Origin of the sequence: Corynebacterium testudinoris (assembly GCF_001021045.1) — a bacterium.
GTDB lineage: Bacteria > Actinomycetota > Actinomycetes > Mycobacteriales > Mycobacteriaceae > Corynebacterium > Corynebacterium testudinoris.
This window is the reverse complement of the sequence record NZ_CP011545.1, coordinates 2,397,023-2,415,473: the sequence shown is the minus strand read 5'-3', so window position 1 is coordinate 2,415,473 and position 18,451 is coordinate 2,397,023. Positions and strand designations below refer to the sequence as shown.

Below are 18,451 nucleotides of genomic sequence, written 5' to 3'. Positions count from 1 at the left end.
CCCCGGCTAGCCCCGTTTAGCTCTGCTTCCACGGTTCGATCGGGTTGCCCTGCCATAGGGAGTTGGCGGGGACCCGATCGCCGCGCATGACGAGGGAGCCGGGGCCGACGGTCGCGGCGTCGCCAAGCGTGGCCGCCGGGAGGGCGACGGAGTGGGCGGCGAGGGTGGCGCCCGCGCCGAGGGACACGACGTCGAGGCTCATGACGCGGTCTTGGAAAAGGTGAGTTTGGACGACGGTGCCGGGGCCGACGGTGGCGCCACGGCCGACGTCGCAAAGGTCTGTTTCGGGGAACCAGTAGGACTCGATCCATGCGCCGCGGCCAATGGTGACGCCGAGCGCGCGGAGTGCGAGGTTGAGTTCTCCGGTGCCGAGGTTGGGGACGAGGAACCAGGGGCCGGCGACGGTTTCGACGAAGGTGTCTTGCAGTTCGTTGAGCCACACGAAGCTCGACCACAGGGGATGATCGCCGGGCCGATGGCGGCCGACGCAGCACCATTTGACTGCCACGGTGATGCCCATGGCGAGCAATCCTGCCGCCATGAGAACCAGGCCGCCGAGCAGCCAGGTGGCCCACAGGCCAACTTCGTTGAGCAGCGTGAGGAAGGTGCCCAGTACACCCGCGAGGAGCATCGCTGACGTCATGGGTGCCAACAGGCGCATCGTTTCGACGAGCCCGCGGAAGACCTTGACCTTGGTGCCGGGGTGGTAGGTGAGGGCGTCGCCACCATCGGCGGCGACGGTGACGCGGCGCATCCGCTCCGGCGGGGAGCCCCACCAGTTGGAGTTGGCTTTGGCTTTGCGGGGGGTGGAGGACAAGACGGCCACGAGGGAGTTTTTGGCCAGCTTGCGGCCGGGGCCGGTGATGCCGGAGTTGCCGACGAAGCTGCGTTTGCCCACGCGGGTGTCACCGGTGAGCATCCATCCGCCGCCCAGTTCGTAGCCGCCGACCATGGTGTCATCGGCGAGGAAGGCGCCGTCGCGGACCTCGGTGAGGGAGGGGATCATCACGGCGGTGGAGATCTCGACGTCTTTGCCGATCGTCGCGCCCAGCGAGCGCAGCCACAGCGGGGTGAGCTGGCTGGCGTAGAGGGGGAAGAGGTAGGTGCGGGCGTCATCCATGAGGCGTTCGATGGCCCACAGGCGCCAGCCTTGGAGGGAACGGACCGGAGTGACGCCGGGGGTGAGGCCGAGGGAGAGCACCCGGACGCCCAACCAGGTAGCGACGAGGTAGAAGGCGAAGACGACGAGGGCACCGAGCGGGGCGAACAGGACCGCGCCCACGAAAGGTTGACCGCCGGTGAGCTCCACGAGGGAGATCACGAGCGCGGAGCCGAGCGCGATGGCCACCATGGGCATGAGGCTGAGCAGGATGGAGGTAAACCCGTAGATGGGTACCCACCGGGAGCGCCGGGGCGGGTGCTCATCGGGGAAGCGGTGCTTCGAACGCCCCACCTTCACGGCCGGGGAGCCGGACCAGCGCGAACCCTTCTTGATGGTCTTGGTGCCGGTGACCGTGGAACCGGCTTCGACGTGGGCATCCTCGCCGATGATCGTGCCGGGTAGGAGCGTTGACCGGGTACCGATGCGGGCGTCCGCGTGCACCTCGATCGCGCCGACGCGCAGGATATCGCCGTCCACCCAGTAGCCGCTGAGATCGACCTCCGGCTCGATGGAAGCATGATCGCCGAGCGTGAGCAGGCCGGTCACGGGTGGGAGGGAGTGCAAATCGACGCCGCGACCCATTGTCACGCCGAGGCTGCGGGCGTAATAATTCACCCAGGTGGCACCGGCGATCGAGCGGGAACCGGAGGCGTCGGCCCAGCGTTCAGCCGCCCAGATGCGCAGGTGGGTCGACCCGCCGCGCGGGTACTCGCCGGGCTCAATACCGGAAGTGACCAGGCGCGCGCCGAATCCGCCGAGCGGGAGGCGGCCAAGGGGGGTTGCAAAGACGATGAGCAGGGTGATGACCAGCCACCACGGCGTGTGTCGCGCCCACTCGACGCCGGCTAGCGCCGCCACGTTGGCGCCCAGCAACAACCAGGCCATCCAGGTTGTCGCCTGGAGCGTCATCGTCACCACCTGCACGGCAACTTGTACAAGACGCGTATCGACGCCCACCGGGACGATCGTGCGAGGTTCGGTAGGGGAGGCGTCGGAAAGCGAGACTCCGGAGGAGTCAGCGATACCCTCCACGGTGAGCGCCAACGCGCCAAGGCGGGGGTGATCGTAGAGATCGCGGACCGCGACCGTGGGGACCTGCTCGCGGATGCGGCCAACGAGGGTGGCCGCGGCGAGGGAGGTGCCGCCGAGGGAGAAGAAATCGGCATCGGCATCCGTGACCGACGTGCCGAGCACATCGACCCACAGTTCCGCGAGCCACTCCTCCGTCGGGGTGAGATTGGTAGCCTCCACCCCGACGCCGGGCAGCGGCCACGGCAACGCAGCCTTATCCACCTTGCCGGACGTGCGGATCGGCAGCTCGTCGAGCACGCAGATGCGCGGGACGAGGGCAGCCGGCATCGTCTCGGCGAGGCGCTCGTGCGCGGCCTCATGATCGAAGCCGAGGTCAGCCTGCTCCAACGACACATACGCGACGAGGACCTTCTGATCAGCCCCCGTGGTCTGGACAGCGACCGCCGAATTATAAACGTTAGGCAGAGCAGAGACATTGGCCTCTAGCTCGCCGAGTTCAATGCGACGGCCACCGATCTTGACCTGGTCATCGACCCGACCGACGAAATACAGCCCATCCTCCTCAAGGCGGACCTGATCGCCCGAACGATAGGCGCGCGCCCACCCCACCGAGGGCATGGGCGCGTACTTCTCCCGATCCTTCTCCGGGTCGAGGTAGCGCGCCAAACCGACGCCGCCGATGACGAGCTCACCGACCTCGCCGACCTGAACCGGCTGCTCCTGAGCATCGACCACAATGAGGTTCCAGCCCGCCAACGGCAACCCGATGGACACCGGCTGACCCGGATGCAACTGGGTACCGCACGCAACGACGGTGGCCTCCGTGGGGCCGTAGGTATTCCACAGCTCCCGATCCGGCGTAGCCAGGCGATCGACCAGCTCCTGGGAACAGGCCTCGCCGCCGACAATGAGCAAGCGGATATTGTCCAAAGCCTCGGCGGGCCACAAGCCAGCGAGAGTGGGAACAGTGGACACCACCGTGATGTCGCGGCGGATAAGCCACGGCCCCAGGTCCATGCCCGAGCGCACCAGCGAACGAGGGGCAGGCACCAAGCAGGCGCCGTGCCCCCAAGCCAGCCACATTTCCTCACAGCTAGCATCGAAAGCCACTGACAAGCCCGCGAGGACGCGATCCTCCGGGCCCAAGGGGCCACCGGGGGAATCAACGAGGAACATCTGCGCCTCGGCGTCGACAAAAGCGGCCGCCGAACGGTGGGTCACGGCAACACCCTTGGGCTTGCCCGTCGAACCAGAGGTGAAAATGATCCACGCGACGTCATCGAGCATAGGCCGACGCTTATCACCACCCGCCCGGGGCTTGAGCATGCGGAAACCCTCATCGGTGAACACCCCATTGATGCCGGCCTCGCCGAAGACCATGTCCGCGCGCTCATCAGGATCATCGGCGTCAACCGGCACATAGGCGGCACCCGCAGCGATGGTGGCGAGGATCGCGATATAAAGGTCCCGATTGCCCGACGTCATCCGAATACCGATGCGATCGCCCCGACGAATCCCATTGCGATGCAGCTCAGTGGCCCACGCATCGACGGACTCCATGAGCTCGGAATAGGTGAGGATCTCACCATCATCCAGCGCGGCGGCCTCCGGATGGGCGGCAGCCGTGGCGGCGAGGATCTGATACAGCGTGCGCTTGGCAGGGGCGTCCCCCGCGCGAAGATACTGGCGCGGAACATTGTGAATGCTCACGGTGCGCTAAGCCCCCTTCGCTTCCGCAGCGGGGCTCAGCACGGCGACGGAGAGATTGCGCAAGTGCTTGAGCTGCTTCTTCGAGGACTCATCCAGCGCGATGTTCTCAGCGTCGGCGACGAGCCCGGCCAACATGGCCTGCGCCTTCGCCCCCTTCTTCGTGGAGGAGACGATCTGCCGCCGACGATCCTTCGGGTCGCGCTCGCGCTTGGCCCACCCCCGGGCCTCTAAAGAATCGATGAGCCGGACCATGTCCGAGGCATCAATCGCCAACGTCTCCGAGAGCGTGGACTGGGAGGCCGCCGCCCGATCGACCAAGCACGCCAACACCCAGTACTCCCGCAGAGACGTCGACTGCGTACTCAGCGCCGACTCCACCTCATCGCGGGTGCGCCGACGTAGCCGCTCCAGCTGAAAACTGGGTGACTCAAGGAGAGAGAGGGGAACCAACTCAGGACCCTGGGTGGAATCAACCTTATTCGCCATGGCCCCGATAGTAGGCGCGAATGATGGAAAAGTTAAACCGTGGGTAGATGCCCACTAAATAACCAGGCGCTATTCCATGGGGAGCCCAGCATCACGCCAGGCATCGGTACCACCGATCACATTGATCGGCTCCAGTCCCCTCGCCAGCTCCAAGTACTCGGCAGCTTGCACGGAGCGACCGCCGGACTTGCAGATGACGTAGATATCCCGGTCGACATCAATCTCCGACACCCGTGACGTGAACTCCGACAGTGGGATGTTCGTGGCACCAGCCGCGTGATCGACGCTGAACTCGTCTACCTCGCGGACATCAATGAGCTGAACTCCCGTGGGGACCTCGTGGACCGAGACGTTTTTCATGCTGCACCTTTCGCTGGGGGAATGTGGGGCCGAGTGTAGCGCCCCCTCTGTGTCTGCTGCTCGAAACGTCATCTTCGCCGAAGCAACCGGCGTGGCATAGCCTTAGTGGCATGGAGCAACCCCTGGATGATCAGCAGCTGCGGCGTTTGAGCGGCATCATCGCGTGGCGGCTTACCCTTGCCGCGGCGGTGCTGGGGGCAGTGGGCGGAGCTTTCCTCTACTTCCGGCTGGGCTTTGGCATGATCCCCATGACCTTGGCCCTGCTCATGCTCCCCCTCATCGTTGTGCTGGTGCTCGCCTGGGTCCTGCGCGTCCCGGCCAACCGGATTCCCCGGCCGATGACCTGGGTGGGTGGGCTCGGGGCGGTCGTCGGCGTCGCGTGGCTCATCATCAGCCCCGGGCACATCCCAGCCATCGTGATTTTTGCGCTGGGAGTGTGGCTGTTCGTCGTCGGGCTAATCGCGGCAGTGGCCGTGGGCACTATTCGCACGAAGGAGACGTAGCCAAGCGGGCGACGTGAAGGGCGAGGTAGGCGACCTCATTGTCAGTGATGGTCACGCCTTCGACCGCGAGCGTCGTTCGGACATGCTCGGCGACGCGATACCAGCGCGGCGCGGCCTGCTGAATGCTCGCGGAAATGCCGTCGGCTGGCCCGGAGACCTGGCGCCCTTCCGCGATGCGCACGAACAGATACCGCAGATGCGTAACAAAGCGGGCGACATCCATCGACTCTGGATCCACCTCAGTGTCCAACGCTGAGCTGACAACCTGGAGAACTCGGTTGATCTGCTCCGTCATCCGCGCGGTGGCGGAATAGTCGCCGCCAGAGAATTGGGCGTTGACGAAGTGCATGGCGATGGCGACAGCCTCATCGTCGGGGAGGCGAACCCCCGTCGCGGCCTCTACCTGTTCGAGCGCTTGGTGGCCCAACGCCAGCTCACGAGGGTAGAGCTGGGTGACCTCCCAGCGCAGGGGATAGGTCAACTCCATCCCGTCCCGGTGGCGTTCCAACGCGAAGGTGAGGTGATCGGCCAGGGCCAAGACATGGGACTGAACCGCGGCCTGGTCGCTCGATTGGAGCGGATCTGAAGCTCCCAGCTCCACGATCGTGGCAGCGACCGCCACGATATCGAGGGGCAAGTCGGCGATTTGGTTGGCCAGCTGATGCCCCTCGCCGGGCAGGGCAGGGCGGAAAGTCTGCTCAGCGATCGCTGGATCAATGTCTTCGCCAGGTTTCCGGCCGAAGCCGATTCCGCGGCCCATGATGACGCATTCCTGGCCGTCGTCGTCGACACACAACAAAGAACTGTTGTTGAGCGGCTTGACTATCTTCACGTTCTTTCCTCCCTTCTATCCTGCAGCCTAATCGCTAACTACAGCACATCGCCGTTGGTGGCGATGACCTTCTGGTACCACTCGAAGGAGGCTTTCGGCGTCCGGGCGAGGGAACCGTGACCCTCATTATCCCGGTCAACATGGATCATGCCGTACCGTTTCTTCATCTCTCCGGTGGTGAAAGAGACCAGGTCAATGATGCCCCACGGGGTGTAGCCGATGAGCTCCACGCCGTCGTAGATGACTGCCTCCTTCATCTGTTCAATATGCGAGGCGAGGTAGGCGATCCGGGCGTCGTCCTGGAAGTGGCCGTCGCTGTCTTTCTCATCCACCATGCCGAAGCCGTTTTCGACGATGAACAGGGGTATGTCGTAGCGGTTGTACAGCGTGTTTAAGGTGTAGCGCAGCCCCACCGGGTCGATGGGCCACCCCCAGTCGCTGGCTCCGATGTAGGGATTGTCCACGGAGTTGGATAGGCCGCCGTTGAGGTTGTCTGCCGTCTCGGAGTGGGCATCCGCCTTGACGGTGTTGGACATGTAGTAACTGAAGCCGAGGTAATCCACGGTGCCGTTGGCGAGGATCTCGGCGTCTCCGTCGAGGATTCCGATGTCGAATCCCCCGCGCTCGAATTCTTTGAGGGCGTACCTGGGGTAGTGGCCGCGGACCTGGACGTCGCCGAAGAAGAATCGGTCGCGGTTGGCAATCTCGGCGGCCATGATGTCATCCGGGTTGCAGGAATACGGGTAGACCGGAACGGCGGCGATCATGGCGCCGATGCGGAACTCGGGGTTGATTTCTCGGCCGATGGCGACGGCCCGGGCAGAGGCGAGGAGTTCGTGGTGGCCTGCCCGGAACATGACCTCGCGGCCGTTGTCGCCGTCGTCGAGGGTGACGCCGGAGTTGGTCCAGAGGAACAGGGGGTTGTCCACGTTCATCTGGTTGTTGATCTCGTTAAACGTCATCCACCACTTCACCTTGTCGCGGTAGCGGGTGAAGCAGGTACGAGCGAAGCGCTCGAAGAATTCCACGACTTGGCGGTTGCGGAAGCCGCCGTAGTGGCGGGCCAGGTGGAGGGGAAGCTCGAAGTGGCTGAGCGTGACCACGGGCTCGATGCCGTACTTGAGCAAGGTGTCAAAGACCCGGTCGTAGAAGGCAAGTCCCTCTTCGTTGGGGGTGTCTTCGTCGCCTTGGGGGAAGATGCGGCTCCAGGCGATGGAGGTGCGGAAGCAGGTGAGGCCGAGCTCGGCGAAGAGAGCGATGTCGGACTCAAATTGGTGGTAGAAGTCGATGGCCTCGTGGTTGGGGTAGTACTCATCGGGCTCGATGGTGGCGGTGATGCGGCGTGGCTTTCCATGTGCACCTGCGGTGAGGACGTCGACGACGCTGGGGCCTTTGCCGCCGGCATTCCATCCTCCTTCAAACTGGTGGGCGGCGACGGCGCCGCCCCAGAGGAAATCAGCGGGGAGTGTTGACTGAGACATCAGGGTGCGTATTCCTTATCTCTAGTGGATCTCTAGTGGTTGACCGAGGCAGGGGCGGGTTCGAGCACAACCATCAGCTCATCCCCGTGGCGGAGACTCTTCTGCGGGACCGGGACGATGGACCCGAACTTCTTGGAGTTGGTGATGATGACTGGGGTGGTGGTGACCAATCCGGCCGCCAGGATGGCATCCCGATCGAAGGACAGGAGCAAGTCGCCGGCCTGCACCCGATCACCTTGTCCTACTGCCACGGTGAAGGGCTTTCCTTGGAGGGAGACGGTGTCGAGGCCGACGTGAATGAGCAGGTCAATACCGTCGTCCGAGCGCAGGCCGATGGCGTGTTGTGAGGGTAAAACGGCAACCACGGTTCCGTCGAAGGGGGCGTGGACCTCCCCGCTGGTGGGCTCGATGGCCACGCCATCTCCCATGGATCCGGAGGCGAATACTGGATCGTCCACGGAGTTCAGCGGCACGATGACTCCCGTCAGTGGGCTGGCGATGCGGCTGGCTACGTCGCTGGACGACACTGCTTCCTCGAAGGCGGCGAGGTCTTCTTCTGAGGCCTCGGACGGGGCATCATTGAGCATGTCTTTGAAGCCGATGAGATAGACGGCGATGGCCGCGCCGAAGAAGGCCAATCCGGCGCCGAGAATAATGCCAAGGAGCGAGTTGGTGCCCGGGTGGTGGGCGTTGATGAGGGTGAGCGGGCCGGGGAGTCCGGCGTAGACGTAGTGGCGCGTGCCGAAGAAGGACATAATGATGGCGCCCACGGCACCGGCGATGAGGCCGATGATGAAGGGCCGCTTGAGGCGCAGCGTGACGCCGTAGATGGCGGGCTCCGTGATGCCGAAGATGCCGGTGACGGAGGCGGAGGCGGCGACGGTCTTCAGCTCCCGGTTGCGGGTGCGGAGGAAGACACCGAAGGCGGCGCCAACCTGCCCCAGGACGGCGGCAGTCTGGAAGGCCTGGAAAGAGTCGCTGCCGTTCTCGGCGAAGTTGGCCAGGATGACGGGGGTAATGCCCCAGTGGAAGCCGAAGATGACCAGCACCTGCCACAGGCCACCGACGACGGCGGCAGCGACGGGCGGTGCGATGTCGACGAGCCAGTTGTAGCCTTCCGCCACGGCGATCGCGCCGTTATTGGAGATCGGCCCGAGGATGAGGAGGGTGACGGGAACCATGAGCAGCAGGCAGAAGAAGGGCGTGAACAGCGGGCGGACTACCTCGGGCAGGATGCGGTTGAGGAATCGCTCGAGGTAGGACAGCAGCCAGACCATGATCAGCGGTGGGAGCACGGTGGAGGTGTACGTGGTGGGGCTCAGAGCAATGCCGAGGAAGTTGACGTGCTCTCCCTCGCTCACGCGGGCAGCGATCTCACTGAGGCTGGGGTTGACCAGGGCGGCAGTGCACAGGACGGCCGTGTAGACGTTGACCTTGAAGTGGTGCGCGGCGGTGATGCCGATGAAGATCGGTAGGAAGGTAAATGGCGTCCACGACATGAATGACAGGACTTCGTAGGTTCCCGTCTCGGTGAAGGCTGGCCAGATGAGGCCGATGAGGATGAGGCTGCCTTGCAAAATGCCGGCGGCCGCGAGGATGTAAATGAACGGCGCGAAGACGCCGGACATGGTCTTGATGAGGCGGTTGATGATGGATTCTTTGGGCGCTTCTACCTCGCCGGTGGAATCGATGGGGAATTGATCCATGAGCGCGTCGTAGACCTGCTTGACGTGCGTGCCGATGACCACTTGGAGTTGGCCGCCGGATTCCCGGACGCCGACGACACCGGGTTGGGCGGAGATCTTTTCTTTGGCGCCTTCGGGGAGGGCCTTGAGGATGAACCGGAGACGTGTGGCGCAGTGCGTGGCGGAGACGATGTTTTCCGGGCCACCCACCAAAGCGACGATATCTCCTGCGAGCTTGGGGTAGTCACGAACCTTTTCGGCCATGATGTGCTCCTGTCAGGGATGTCCGGCAGGGCGCGAATCAAAAAAATCCAGAAGGGAACAGAAGCGCGTCCATGACGGAAGTGTCGAATGGGACGAGCCTCAGGTTCATGCCTCCGGATATGAGTAACAGGCCTGATAGCTACAGTTGGAAACCCTAATGGGTGTGACTGCTCCACGTCAATGGCTGATTGTTAGAGCTGAATCACAATGGGCCCCGACCCGCTCAGCAGGGTCGAGGCCAGTTCGCTATTTGAGGGTGGGCCTACTTGTAGCGGGCAACGGCCTCGGCGAGGATCTTCTCGGCCTCTTCGCGGGAGCCCCAGCCGGAACCGGTGACCTCCTTGTTCGGCTCGAGGTCCTTGTAGTGGACGAAGAAGTGCTCGATCTCATCGAGGGTGAAGGAGGAGACGTCCTCGAGTTCCTGGAAGTTGTCGAAGCGGGGGTCGTCGACGACGCAGAGGAGCTTGTCATCGCCGCCGGCTTCGTCGGTCATCTTGAACACGCCGACGATGCGAGCCTTGACCACGACGCCGGGGAAGACGGGCTCGGGCAGGATGACGAGGGCGTCCAACGGGTCCCCGTCTTCGCCGAGGGTGTGCTCGATGAAGCCGTAGTCGGCCGGGTAGGCCATGGGGGTGAACAGGTAGCGGTCGAGGTAGACGCGGCCGGTCTCGTGGTCGACTTCGTACTTGTTGCGTGAACCCTTGGGGATCTCGATGATGACTTCAACGCCCATGTGGTGGCTCCTTGAATTAGCTGGGGTGGCGGATGTTGCCCACATTCTACCGCCCGCCGTGGTCATGTCGGTGGGAGGCATTAGTCTGTTGGGAATGAGCGGAAAAAAGGTGTGGTGGTCCTTGACCGCTGGTGTGGTGGCGGTGGCCGTGGCGGGTGTCGCGGGCGTTGGGGTGCTCACGCAGCGTTATTACGGTGATCTCACGCACGCGCCTGCGCTGGCTGCCCCGGCGCCGTCGCAGATTCTCACCCCCGCCCATGCGGAGGGGGAGGTAGATAACGCCGCGTTGGCTGCGCGGATCAGCTCCTTGTTGGCATCTGAGGTGGGCGCTGACCTGGGCACGTTGCACGGGCAGATCACTGACACCGTGAGCGGGGAGGTGGTGTGGCAGCAGGATGCGGATACGGCGTTGCAGCCGGCCAGCGCGACGAAGATTTTGACGGCCGCGGCGGCGATCTGGGAGCTTGGCCCGGATGATGTCATCACGACGGAGGTCATCCAGAGTGCGGATAAGAAGGCCGTGACCATCCGTGCTGCGGGCGATGTATGGCTGACGGCCAAGCAGATCGATGAGCTGGCGGCGCAGATCGGCCCGGTGGAGCAGGTGTTCGTGGATACCTCCGCCTGGTCGGGTGAGGCGCTCATGCCGGGCTGGGATCCGGCGGACATCGATGCCGGATATATCGCCCCGCTGGAGCCCGCGATGCTCTACGGCGCCCGGATTGGGCAGACGGAGGGCGATGTCCCGCGCTCCCACACCCCGGCGTTGGATGTGGCGAAGGCCGTGGCTGATCGGGTAGGGGCGAGCACCGTTGGGCTGGGTCCCGTGCCGGAGGACGGAGAGGTGGTCGCCCAGACGAGTTCGCCGCCGCTCATTGAGCGGTTGACGGAGATGATGTTGCATTCGGACAACGTCATGGCGGAGGCAGTGGGCCACGAAGTTGCTGTGCACCAGGGGCAGGCGGGGACGGCGCAGGGGGCGACGCAGGCGACGCTTGATGTGCTGCGCGCACGCAACATCGACCTCACGGGGGTGTCGCTGGCGGATAATTCCGGGTTGTCCACGCTCAATCTCATCCCGCCGCGCGTCCTGGATGAGGTGCTTGTCCACGCGGCGACCAACCCCGACCTGCGGCCCCTGCTGGCCACCCTGCCGGTAGCCGGTGGGGAGGGCACCTTGTCGGATCGGTACGCGGATCAGTCGGGCCGCGGGTGGGTGCGCGCCAAGACGGGAACGTTGACTAATACGTCGGCGCTCGCGGGCATCGTCACCGCGGATTCGGGCCGCGTGTACTCCTTCGCGCTGTTGTCCAACGGCTCGGAAATCCTCGCCGCGCGCCGGGCGCTGGACACCGTGGCCTCGACGATTCGGGATTCCTAACGTGGAGTACCCGCGGCACAGCCCCCACTTCCTTGCTTGTCGACGCGCCGTGCGTCCCCACCTCACCGCTGGTCCCGTCACGGTGGGTTTGTCGGGAGGTGCAGACTCCCTCGCCCTGGTGGCCGCGGCGGTGGCCGAGGGGCAGGAGGTGTTGGCGGTCGTGGTGGATCACCAGGTGCAGGAGGGCTCGGGTGCGGTGGCGCGCCGGGCGTTCGCGCAGGCGGAAGCGCTGGGGGCGAGTGCGCAGCTGCGCGCGGTGAGGGTGCCGCCGGGCAACCTCGAAGCCCAGGCCCGTCAGGTCCGCTACCAGGCGTTGAGTGAGCCGGGCCACGAGGTGTGGGTCGCCCATACCCTCGATGACCAGGCCGAGACCTTTCTTTTGGGGGCGCTGCGCGGCAACCCGACGGGGATGAGCCCGCGTGCGGGTCACATCGTTCGTCCCTTCCTCGGTATTCGACGCGCCGATACCGTGGGGGCCTGCGCGGAGCTGGGCGTGGAACCGTGGCACGACCCCCACAACGCGGACCCGGCTTTTCGGCGCGTGGCGCTGCGCCAGGAGATCCTGCCCGCGCTGCATCGGCTCATCGGGGGTGATGCCTCGGAACCGCTGGCCGCCGCGGCGGAGCGCAGCGCCGCCGACAATGAGCTGCTCGCCGAGCTGGCGGGGACCCCGACCGATGACTGCGCCGAACTGGCCGCCCAGCCGGGACCACTGCGACGCCGCCGCCTGGCGGCGTGGCTGAGGGAGTGCGGAGTGGGAGTGACGGGGGCGTCGATAAGCATGGTGGAAGCGCTGTGCATTGACTGGCATGGTCAGGGCGGGGTGGCCGTGGGCCAGCGCAACGGAAGAAGGTTGGAAGTGCGGCGGTCTAATGGCAGACTGTCACTATCCGAGCAGGCCTAGGAAAGGTGCCATGAGCATGCACGAAAAGAAGGACTTCCACGTCCCCGCCAACCGCTACGGTGATGACGTCGAGGCGGTGTTGATCAGCGAAGAAGACCTCAAGGTCAGGATCGCTGAACTAGCAGCGAGGGTGTCGGAGACCCACCGCGACACGGAGGAGGACCTCATCCTCGTGTGCGTGCTCAAGGGGGCAGTGTTCTTCCTCACCGACTTCGCCCGCGCGCTCGACATCCCCGCGCAGGTCGAATTCATGGCCGTGTCCTCCTACGGAAACTCCACCACCTCCTCCGGCGTGGTGCGCATCCTCAAGGATTTGGATCGTGAGATTCAGGGCCGCAACGTCCTCATCGTGGAGGACATTATTGATTCGGGGCTCACCCTGTCCTGGCTTATGCGCAACCTCCGCGCCCGCCAGCCGAAGACGCTCGAAGTGATCACCTTGCTGCGCAAGCCGGAGGTAGTGAAGGCGGACATTGAGCTTTTCGACGTCGGCTTCGACATCCCCAACGAGTTCGTCATCGGTTACGGCCTCGACTACGCCGAGCGCTACCGCGACCTTCCCTACGTGGGCACCCTGCACCCGGACGTCTACTCCGGTAACTAGCGCGGGAACAAAAGGCGCGCCCGGCCCGTTGTGGAGTCAGTTAAGCTACCGCACCCGAAAGGCATTGATCGCGAGAGTTACCCAAGCTCTGCGCGGCTGCATACATGAAAAATAAGAGAATCCTTCAGATCGGCCTCGTCGCCGCTGTCGTCCTCATTTCCCTGTACGTGTTCACCCTATTCACGGATGACACCCGCAACTACCAGCAGGTAGATACCTCCGTGGCCATGGCGCAGCTCAACGACGGCAACGCCAAGGAAGTGCGGATCGATGACCGCGAACAGCGCGTGCGCATCGAACTGCGCGAGCCGATCACGTATGAGGAACGCGAAGGCGTCGACGAGATCATGGCGCAGTACCCGGCCCGCACCGCGCCGGAAGTGTTCACCGCGGTCAAGGACTCCGGGGCTGACAAGTACACGACCAAGGTCACGCAGGACAGCTTCCTGGGCAGCATGCTCGGATTCCTGTTGCCCATGCTCATTCTCTTCGGCCTGCTGTTCTTCTTCTTCACCCGCATGCAGTCCGGCGGCATGTTCGGCTTCGGCGGCTCCAAAGCCAAGGAACTGACCAAGGACATGCCCACCAACACCTTCGCCGACGTCGCAGGTGCGGACGAAGCGGTGGATGAATTGGTGGAGATCAAGGACTTCCTCCAGGACCCGGCCCGCTACCACGCATTGGGGGCGAAAATTCCCCGCGGCGTGCTGTTGTACGGCCCGCCCGGTACCGGCAAGACCCTCCTGGCTCGCGCCGTCGCCGGTGAAGCCGGAGTGCCGTTCTACTCCATCTCCGGTTCGGACTTCGTGGAGATGTTCGTCGGCGTCGGTGCCTCCCGCGTGCGCGACCTATTCAAGCAGGCAAAGGAAAACAGCCCCTGCATCATCTTCGTCGACGAGATCGACGCCGTTGGCCGCCAGCGCGGCTCCGGCATGGGCGGCGGCCACGACGAGCGCGAGCAAACGCTCAACCAGCTCCTCGTGGAGATGGACGGCTTCGGCGACCGCGAGGGTGTCATCCTCATGGCCGCAACGAATCGCCCCGACATTCTGGACCCCGCCCTGCTGCGCCCGGGTCGCTTCGACCGGCAGATCCCCGTCACCGCGCCCGACCTCGCTGGCCGCGAGATGATCCTCAACGTCCACGCCAAGGGCAAGCCGCTTGGCCCGGACGCGGACCTCAACGCCCTGGCCAAGCGCACCGCCGGCATGTCCGGCGCTGACCTGGCCAACGTCCTCAACGAGGCTGCCCTGCTCACTGCCCGCATCGGCGGCAACGTCATCACCGCCGATGCCCTGGAAGAAGCCACCGACCGCGTCATCGGCGGCCCCCGCCGCGAAGGCAAGGTCATCTCCGAAAAGGAAAAGAAGGTCACCGCCTACCACGAAGGCGGGCACACCCTCGCCGCGTGGGCGCTCAAGGACATCGAGCGCGTGTACAAGGTCACCATCCTCGCCCGCGGTCGCACCGGTGGCCACGCCATGACCGCCGCCGAGGATGACAAGGGCATGTACAACCGCGATGAGCTCTTCGCCCGCCTCGTCTTTGCCATGGGCGGCCGCGCCGCGGAGGAGCTCGTCTTCGGCGAGCCCACCACCGGTGCCTCCGCCGACATCGAGCAGGCGACCAAGATCGCCCGCGCCATGCTCACCGAGTACGGCATGTCGCCCACGCTCGGTGTGGTCAAGTACGGCCAGGAGCAGGGCGATCCCTTCTCCGGTCGCGGGGGCGGCGGGACGCTGGAGGTGTCCCCGGCCATTGCCGCGAAGATCGACGAGGAGACCCATCGCCTCCTCGACGCCGCCCACGAGCAGGCGTACAACATCCTCCGCGACAACCGCGACTACCTCGACCGCCTCGCGGAAAAGCTACTGGAAAAGGAAACGTTGCGACGCCCCGATCTCGAGGTCCTCTTCGAGGGCATCGAGCCCCGCGCGGCCCACGACATCTTCCCCGGCGAGAACGATCGCTTCGCCCGCCAGGCCGACCGCGAGCCGGTGAAAACCCCCGTCGAAATGGCCATCGAGCGCGGCGAGGAACCACCGAAGCGCTTCTCCCTGCTGGAGATGTCGAAGGAGGCCCGCGCCAAGCGCCAGGCCGAATTGGCTAAGGAAGCGGAGCTGCCCGCCGTGGGCCGCCACCACCACAACGGCGATTCGGATACTCCGGATGCTCCGGAAACGACGGCTCGCTACGGAGGCACGCCGCCGCCCGCTGACTGGTCCGCGCCGGGCTGGCCGCCGAAGTCCAACTCCTACTCCGCCACCAATGGGGAGCACCCGGGTATGAAGAACTACGGTTCGGTCGCGGCCGGGACTGCTGCCAACCAGGCGGATAGCGCCGAAAAGGCCGACAGGCAGGACCCGCCGACCGAGGTCATCGGTTTCCGCCTGCCGGACCACGAGCAGCCGGAAAGCCGACCCGACAGCGACGATACCGCCGTGATTGAGAAGCCCGCGGCGGACGCCGCAGACACCGCGTCACCCGAGATGAAGTCCCCCGAGATCAGCACCCCGAAGGAAGACGAATGACTGAGTTCGATCAGGCACGCGCCGAAGCCGCGGTGAGGGAACTGCTCATCGCGGTCGGTGAGGACCCGGACCGCGAGGGCCTGCAGGAAACGCCGGCCCGCGTGGCGCGTTCCTACCGGGAGATCTTCGCCGGGCTGCATTCCGACCCGACCGAGGTGCTGACGAAGACCTTCGCGGAGGATCACCAGGAGCTCGTCCTCGTCCGGGATATCCCTATCTATTCCACGTGTGAGCATCACCTGGTGCCCTTTTATGGCAAGGCGCACATCGGGTACATCCCGGGCAAGGCCGGTCACGTGACGGGGCTGTCCAAGCTGGCTCGCCTGGCGGATATGTACGCCAAGCGGCCCCAGGTGCAGGAGCGGCTGACCTCGCAGATTGCTGATGCCCTCGTGGACAAGCTCGGCGCGCAGGCCGCGATCGTGGTCATCGAATGTGAGCACTTGTGCATGGCGATGCGGGGCATCCGCAAGCCGGGGGCCACGACCACGACGTCGGCGGTGCGCGGCGGATTCAAGACCAACGCTGCCTCCCGCGCCGAGGTTCTTAGCCTCATCCGCAGTTAAGGTGGGGGACATGCGCGTTGCAGACCTCACCGTTCCGGGGCGTTGCTTGGTCATGGGCATTGTCAACGTCACGGAAGATTCGTTTTCTGATGGCGGCCAGTGGCTCGACATCGACCGCGCTATCGCGCACGGGCGGGAGTTGGTGGAGCAGGGCGCGGACATGATTGATGTCGGCGGCGAGTCGACCCGCCCGGGTGCTACGCGCGTGGACCCCCAGCTGGAGGCGGAGCGCGTCGCCCCCGTCATCGCCGCACTCTCCCAAGAGGGCATTGTGACCTCGGTGGATACGATGCGCGCCTCGGTGGCTGTGGTGGCCGCGGAGGCGGGGGCCTCGTTGATTAATGATGTCTCCGGTGGCCTCGCCGATCCGGACATGTACCGCGTCATGGCCGATACTGCCCTTCCCGTGTGCCTGATGCATTGGCGCACCGTCCGCTTCGGTGATGCCTCCGGTGCCGCCGATCACGGTGGGGATGTGGTCCGCGATGTGCGTGAGCGGCTTGAGCAATTGGTCAGCAACGCCCTGGAGGCGGGTGTGTCCTCTGACCGAATCGTCCTCGATCCGGGCCTCGGCTTTGCCAAGTCCCGCGAGGACAACTGGGATCTGCTCCACGCCCTTCCGAGTTTTATCGATGGCGAGTTCCCCGTCCTCGTCGGCGCTTCCCGCAAGCGTTTCCTCGCGGCGGTCCGCGATGATCGCGGGGTGCCGGGCGCGCCCGTTGACGCCGATCCTGCCACCGCTGCCGTCACCGCCATCTCCGCGCAGATGGGGGCCTGGGGCGTGCGCGTGCACAACGTCCCCGTCTCCCGCGATGCCGTCGATGTCGCCGCCCTGTGGCGTTCCGGCGGTTCAGGGGGTGGGGTTCGTGGCTGATCGCATCGAACTACGCGGCCTGGAGTGCTTCGGCTACCACGGCGTGTTCCCCGAGGAAAAGCGTGATGGCCAGCTGTTTATCGTCGACATCACTTGCTGGTTGGATACCGCCCCTGCCGCCGCGAGCGATGATTTGCGCCTGACGGTCAGCTACGCCGAGTTGGCGGATATGGCCATCGCGGTGGTGTCGGGGCGGTCCCGCGATCTCATTGAGACGGTGGCGGCACTTATCGCCGACGAGGCCTTAGCGCGCTTTGACCTGCTCCACGCGGTGGAGGTCACGATCCACAAACCCTCCGCTCCGATCCCGCACACGTTTGCCGATGTCGCCGTCGTCGCCCGCCGCTCGCGTCGCACCCGCGCGGAATTCAGGAACGCCTGATGCGCGCCGTCCTCTCCATCGGGTCGAATTTGGAGGACCGCCGCGCACTGCTGGGCACCGTAGTCGACGATTTTCGCGCCGACATCGTCGCCGCCTCCCCGGTTTTCTCCACTCCGCCGTGGGGCGTCGAGGATCAGGGTGAGTTCCTCAATGCGGTTGTGCTTATCGACGTCCCCGGTACCCCACGTCAGCTGCTTCGTCGCGGCCAAGCCCTGGAGGATGCCGCCGTGCGGCGGCGGGTCCGGCACTGGGGTCCCCGCACCCTCGACGTCGACATTGTGCAGGTCATGGAGGAGGGAAAGGAAGTGCTTTCCGACGACCCGGTGCTCACCCTCCCACACCCCTTCGCCCACGAACGGGCCTTCGTCCTCGTGCCCTGGCTCGCCGCGGACCCTTCCGCGACTCTGCGCGGGCGCCCGGTTGCCGAATGGGTCGCCGAGCTCGATCCGGTTGAGGTCTCCGCGATCAAAGAAGTGGGGTCGCTGCTATGAAACGCACCCCCATCATCGGACTGGTCGCCGCCGGAGGGTTCACCGCCGCCGTTGCCGCGATCCTCACCTGGGGATTCTATGGCTCCATGACTGCCATCCCCGTCACGGTCTCCATCACCTTGTGGGCACTGGCGGCGCTCTGCCTCTTCCTGGGGTGGAAGGTCCGCTCCCGCCTCGACGAGGGCCGCATCGGTCAGGACCGCAGCCAACTTAATCCCGTCACGGCTGCCCAGTTTTTGGTGCTAGCAAAGGCCTCCGCCTGGACCGGCGCGATCCTCGGCGGCGGCTACCTCGGCATGGCGTCCTATATTCTGCCGCGCGTGGATCAACTCGTGGCCGCTTCCGAGGACCTGCCCGGGGTCTTGGCCTCCGCTCTGGGCGGCCTAGCATTGTCGGCCGCGGGCCTCTATCTCGAACGACACTGCGAGACACCGCCACCCTCCGATGGAGAGATGGTTGGTTAGAGT

At 65.1% G+C, this 18,451-nt stretch carries 17 protein-coding genes; 10 read left to right on the top strand and 7 right to left on the bottom strand.

What is annotated here, in order from left to right:
* Nucleotides 1-16 precede the first annotated feature (16 nt).
* The 3 genes from CTEST_RS11615 to CTEST_RS11605 all read right to left on the bottom strand — a co-directional run bounded on the left by CTEST_RS11615 (nucleotide 17) and on the right by CTEST_RS11605 (nucleotide 4,750).
* A complete protein-coding gene (locus tag CTEST_RS11615) occupies nucleotides 17-3,904 on the bottom strand; it encodes a Pls/PosA family non-ribosomal peptide synthetase (RefSeq protein WP_047253866.1) in 3,888 nt (1,295 codons plus the stop codon).
* 6 nt (nucleotides 3,905-3,910) lie between these two features.
* Nucleotides 3,911-4,390: a MarR family winged helix-turn-helix transcriptional regulator gene (locus CTEST_RS11610; protein ID WP_047253865.1), complete on the bottom strand. Its 480-nt coding sequence runs from the start codon at nucleotides 4,388-4,390 to the stop codon at nucleotides 3,911-3,913.
* Nucleotides 4,391-4,459: 69 nt separating this feature from the next.
* Nucleotides 4,460-4,750 carry a rhodanese-like domain-containing protein gene (locus CTEST_RS11605; protein ID WP_047253864.1) on the bottom strand — a complete coding sequence of 97 codons (291 nt, stop codon included), beginning with the start codon at nucleotides 4,748-4,750 and terminating at the stop codon, nucleotides 4,460-4,462.
* 110 nt (nucleotides 4,751-4,860) lie between these two features.
* Here CTEST_RS11605 and CTEST_RS11600 point away from each other — a divergent pair, with 110 nt between their 5' ends.
* On the top strand, nucleotides 4,861-5,253 hold the full coding sequence (locus CTEST_RS11600; RefSeq protein WP_047253863.1) for a hypothetical protein: 393 nt from the start codon (nucleotides 4,861-4,863) through the stop codon (nucleotides 5,251-5,253).
* Here CTEST_RS11600 and CTEST_RS11595 read toward each other — a convergent pair.
* The 4 genes from CTEST_RS11595 to CTEST_RS11580 all read right to left on the bottom strand — a co-directional run bounded on the left by CTEST_RS11595 (nucleotide 5,231) and on the right by CTEST_RS11580 (nucleotide 10,251).
* Nucleotides 5,231-6,085: a PRD domain-containing protein gene (locus CTEST_RS11595; RefSeq protein ID WP_047253862.1), complete on the bottom strand. Its 855-nt coding sequence runs from the start codon at nucleotides 6,083-6,085 to the stop codon at nucleotides 5,231-5,233. The two genes, CTEST_RS11600 and CTEST_RS11595, sit on opposite strands and share 23 nt — an antisense overlap.
* 38 nt (nucleotides 6,086-6,123) lie before the next feature.
* Nucleotides 6,124-7,566 (bottom strand): 6-phospho-beta-glucosidase, encoded by a 1,443-nt coding sequence (locus tag CTEST_RS11590; protein ID WP_047253861.1) that lies wholly within the window; start codon nucleotides 7,564-7,566, stop codon nucleotides 6,124-6,126.
* A 32-nt stretch (nucleotides 7,567-7,598) separates the two neighbouring features.
* Nucleotides 7,599-9,515: a beta-glucoside-specific PTS transporter subunit IIABC gene (locus CTEST_RS11585; RefSeq protein ID WP_047253860.1), complete on the bottom strand. Its 1,917-nt coding sequence runs from the start codon at nucleotides 9,513-9,515 to the stop codon at nucleotides 7,599-7,601.
* 262 nt (nucleotides 9,516-9,777) lie between these two features.
* Nucleotides 9,778-10,251, bottom strand: coding sequence for an inorganic diphosphatase (locus tag CTEST_RS11580; protein WP_047253859.1), 474 nt, complete (start codon nucleotides 10,249-10,251; stop codon nucleotides 9,778-9,780).
* A gap of 94 nt (nucleotides 10,252-10,345) precedes the next feature.
* Between CTEST_RS11580 and dacB the strand changes: the two genes are divergently transcribed.
* From dacB to CTEST_RS11535, 9 genes are all read left to right on the top strand, one after another.
* Nucleotides 10,346-11,632 carry a D-alanyl-D-alanine carboxypeptidase/D-alanyl-D-alanine endopeptidase gene (gene dacB / locus CTEST_RS11575; RefSeq protein ID WP_047254441.1) on the top strand — a complete coding sequence of 429 codons (1,287 nt, stop codon included), beginning with the start codon at nucleotides 10,346-10,348 and terminating at the stop codon, nucleotides 11,630-11,632.
* Entirely contained in the window at nucleotides 11,625-12,536 is a 912-nt protein-coding gene (gene tilS / locus CTEST_RS11570; protein ID WP_376701803.1) for a tRNA lysidine(34) synthetase TilS, read from the top strand. The genes dacB and tilS overlap by 8 nt, the downstream gene beginning before the upstream one ends.
* Before the next feature lie 16 nt (nucleotides 12,537-12,552).
* Complete coding sequence (gene hpt, locus CTEST_RS11565; RefSeq protein WP_047254440.1) at nucleotides 12,553-13,140, top strand: hypoxanthine phosphoribosyltransferase; 588 nt, start codon at nucleotides 12,553-12,555, stop codon at nucleotides 13,138-13,140.
* A 104-nt stretch (nucleotides 13,141-13,244) separates the two neighbouring features.
* Nucleotides 13,245-15,671: an ATP-dependent zinc metalloprotease FtsH gene (ftsH, locus tag CTEST_RS11560; protein ID WP_047253857.1), complete on the top strand. Its 2,427-nt coding sequence runs from the start codon at nucleotides 13,245-13,247 to the stop codon at nucleotides 15,669-15,671.
* Nucleotides 15,668-16,237 carry a GTP cyclohydrolase I FolE gene (gene folE / locus CTEST_RS11555; protein WP_047253856.1) on the top strand — a complete coding sequence of 190 codons (570 nt, stop codon included), beginning with the start codon at nucleotides 15,668-15,670 and terminating at the stop codon, nucleotides 16,235-16,237. The genes ftsH and folE overlap by 4 nt, the downstream gene beginning before the upstream one ends.
* Nucleotides 16,238-16,247: 10 nt before the next feature.
* A complete protein-coding gene (gene folP, locus CTEST_RS11550; protein ID WP_047253855.1) occupies nucleotides 16,248-17,111 on the top strand; it encodes a dihydropteroate synthase in 864 nt (287 codons plus the stop codon).
* Entirely contained in the window at nucleotides 17,104-17,493 is a 390-nt protein-coding gene (folB, locus tag CTEST_RS11545; protein WP_047253854.1) for a dihydroneopterin aldolase, read from the top strand. The genes folP and folB overlap by 8 nt, the downstream gene beginning before the upstream one ends.
* The gene (folK, locus tag CTEST_RS11540; protein ID WP_047253853.1) at nucleotides 17,493-17,984 is read left to right on the top strand and encodes a 2-amino-4-hydroxy-6-hydroxymethyldihydropteridine diphosphokinase; all 492 of its coding nucleotides are present in this window, start codon (nucleotides 17,493-17,495) and stop codon (nucleotides 17,982-17,984) included. The genes folB and folK overlap by 1 nt, the downstream gene beginning before the upstream one ends.
* Nucleotides 17,981-18,448: a DUF3180 domain-containing protein gene (locus CTEST_RS11535; protein WP_047253852.1), complete on the top strand. Its 468-nt coding sequence runs from the start codon at nucleotides 17,981-17,983 to the stop codon at nucleotides 18,446-18,448. Before folK ends, CTEST_RS11535 begins: the two co-directional genes overlap by 4 nt.
* Nucleotides 18,449-18,451 lie beyond the last annotated feature (3 nt).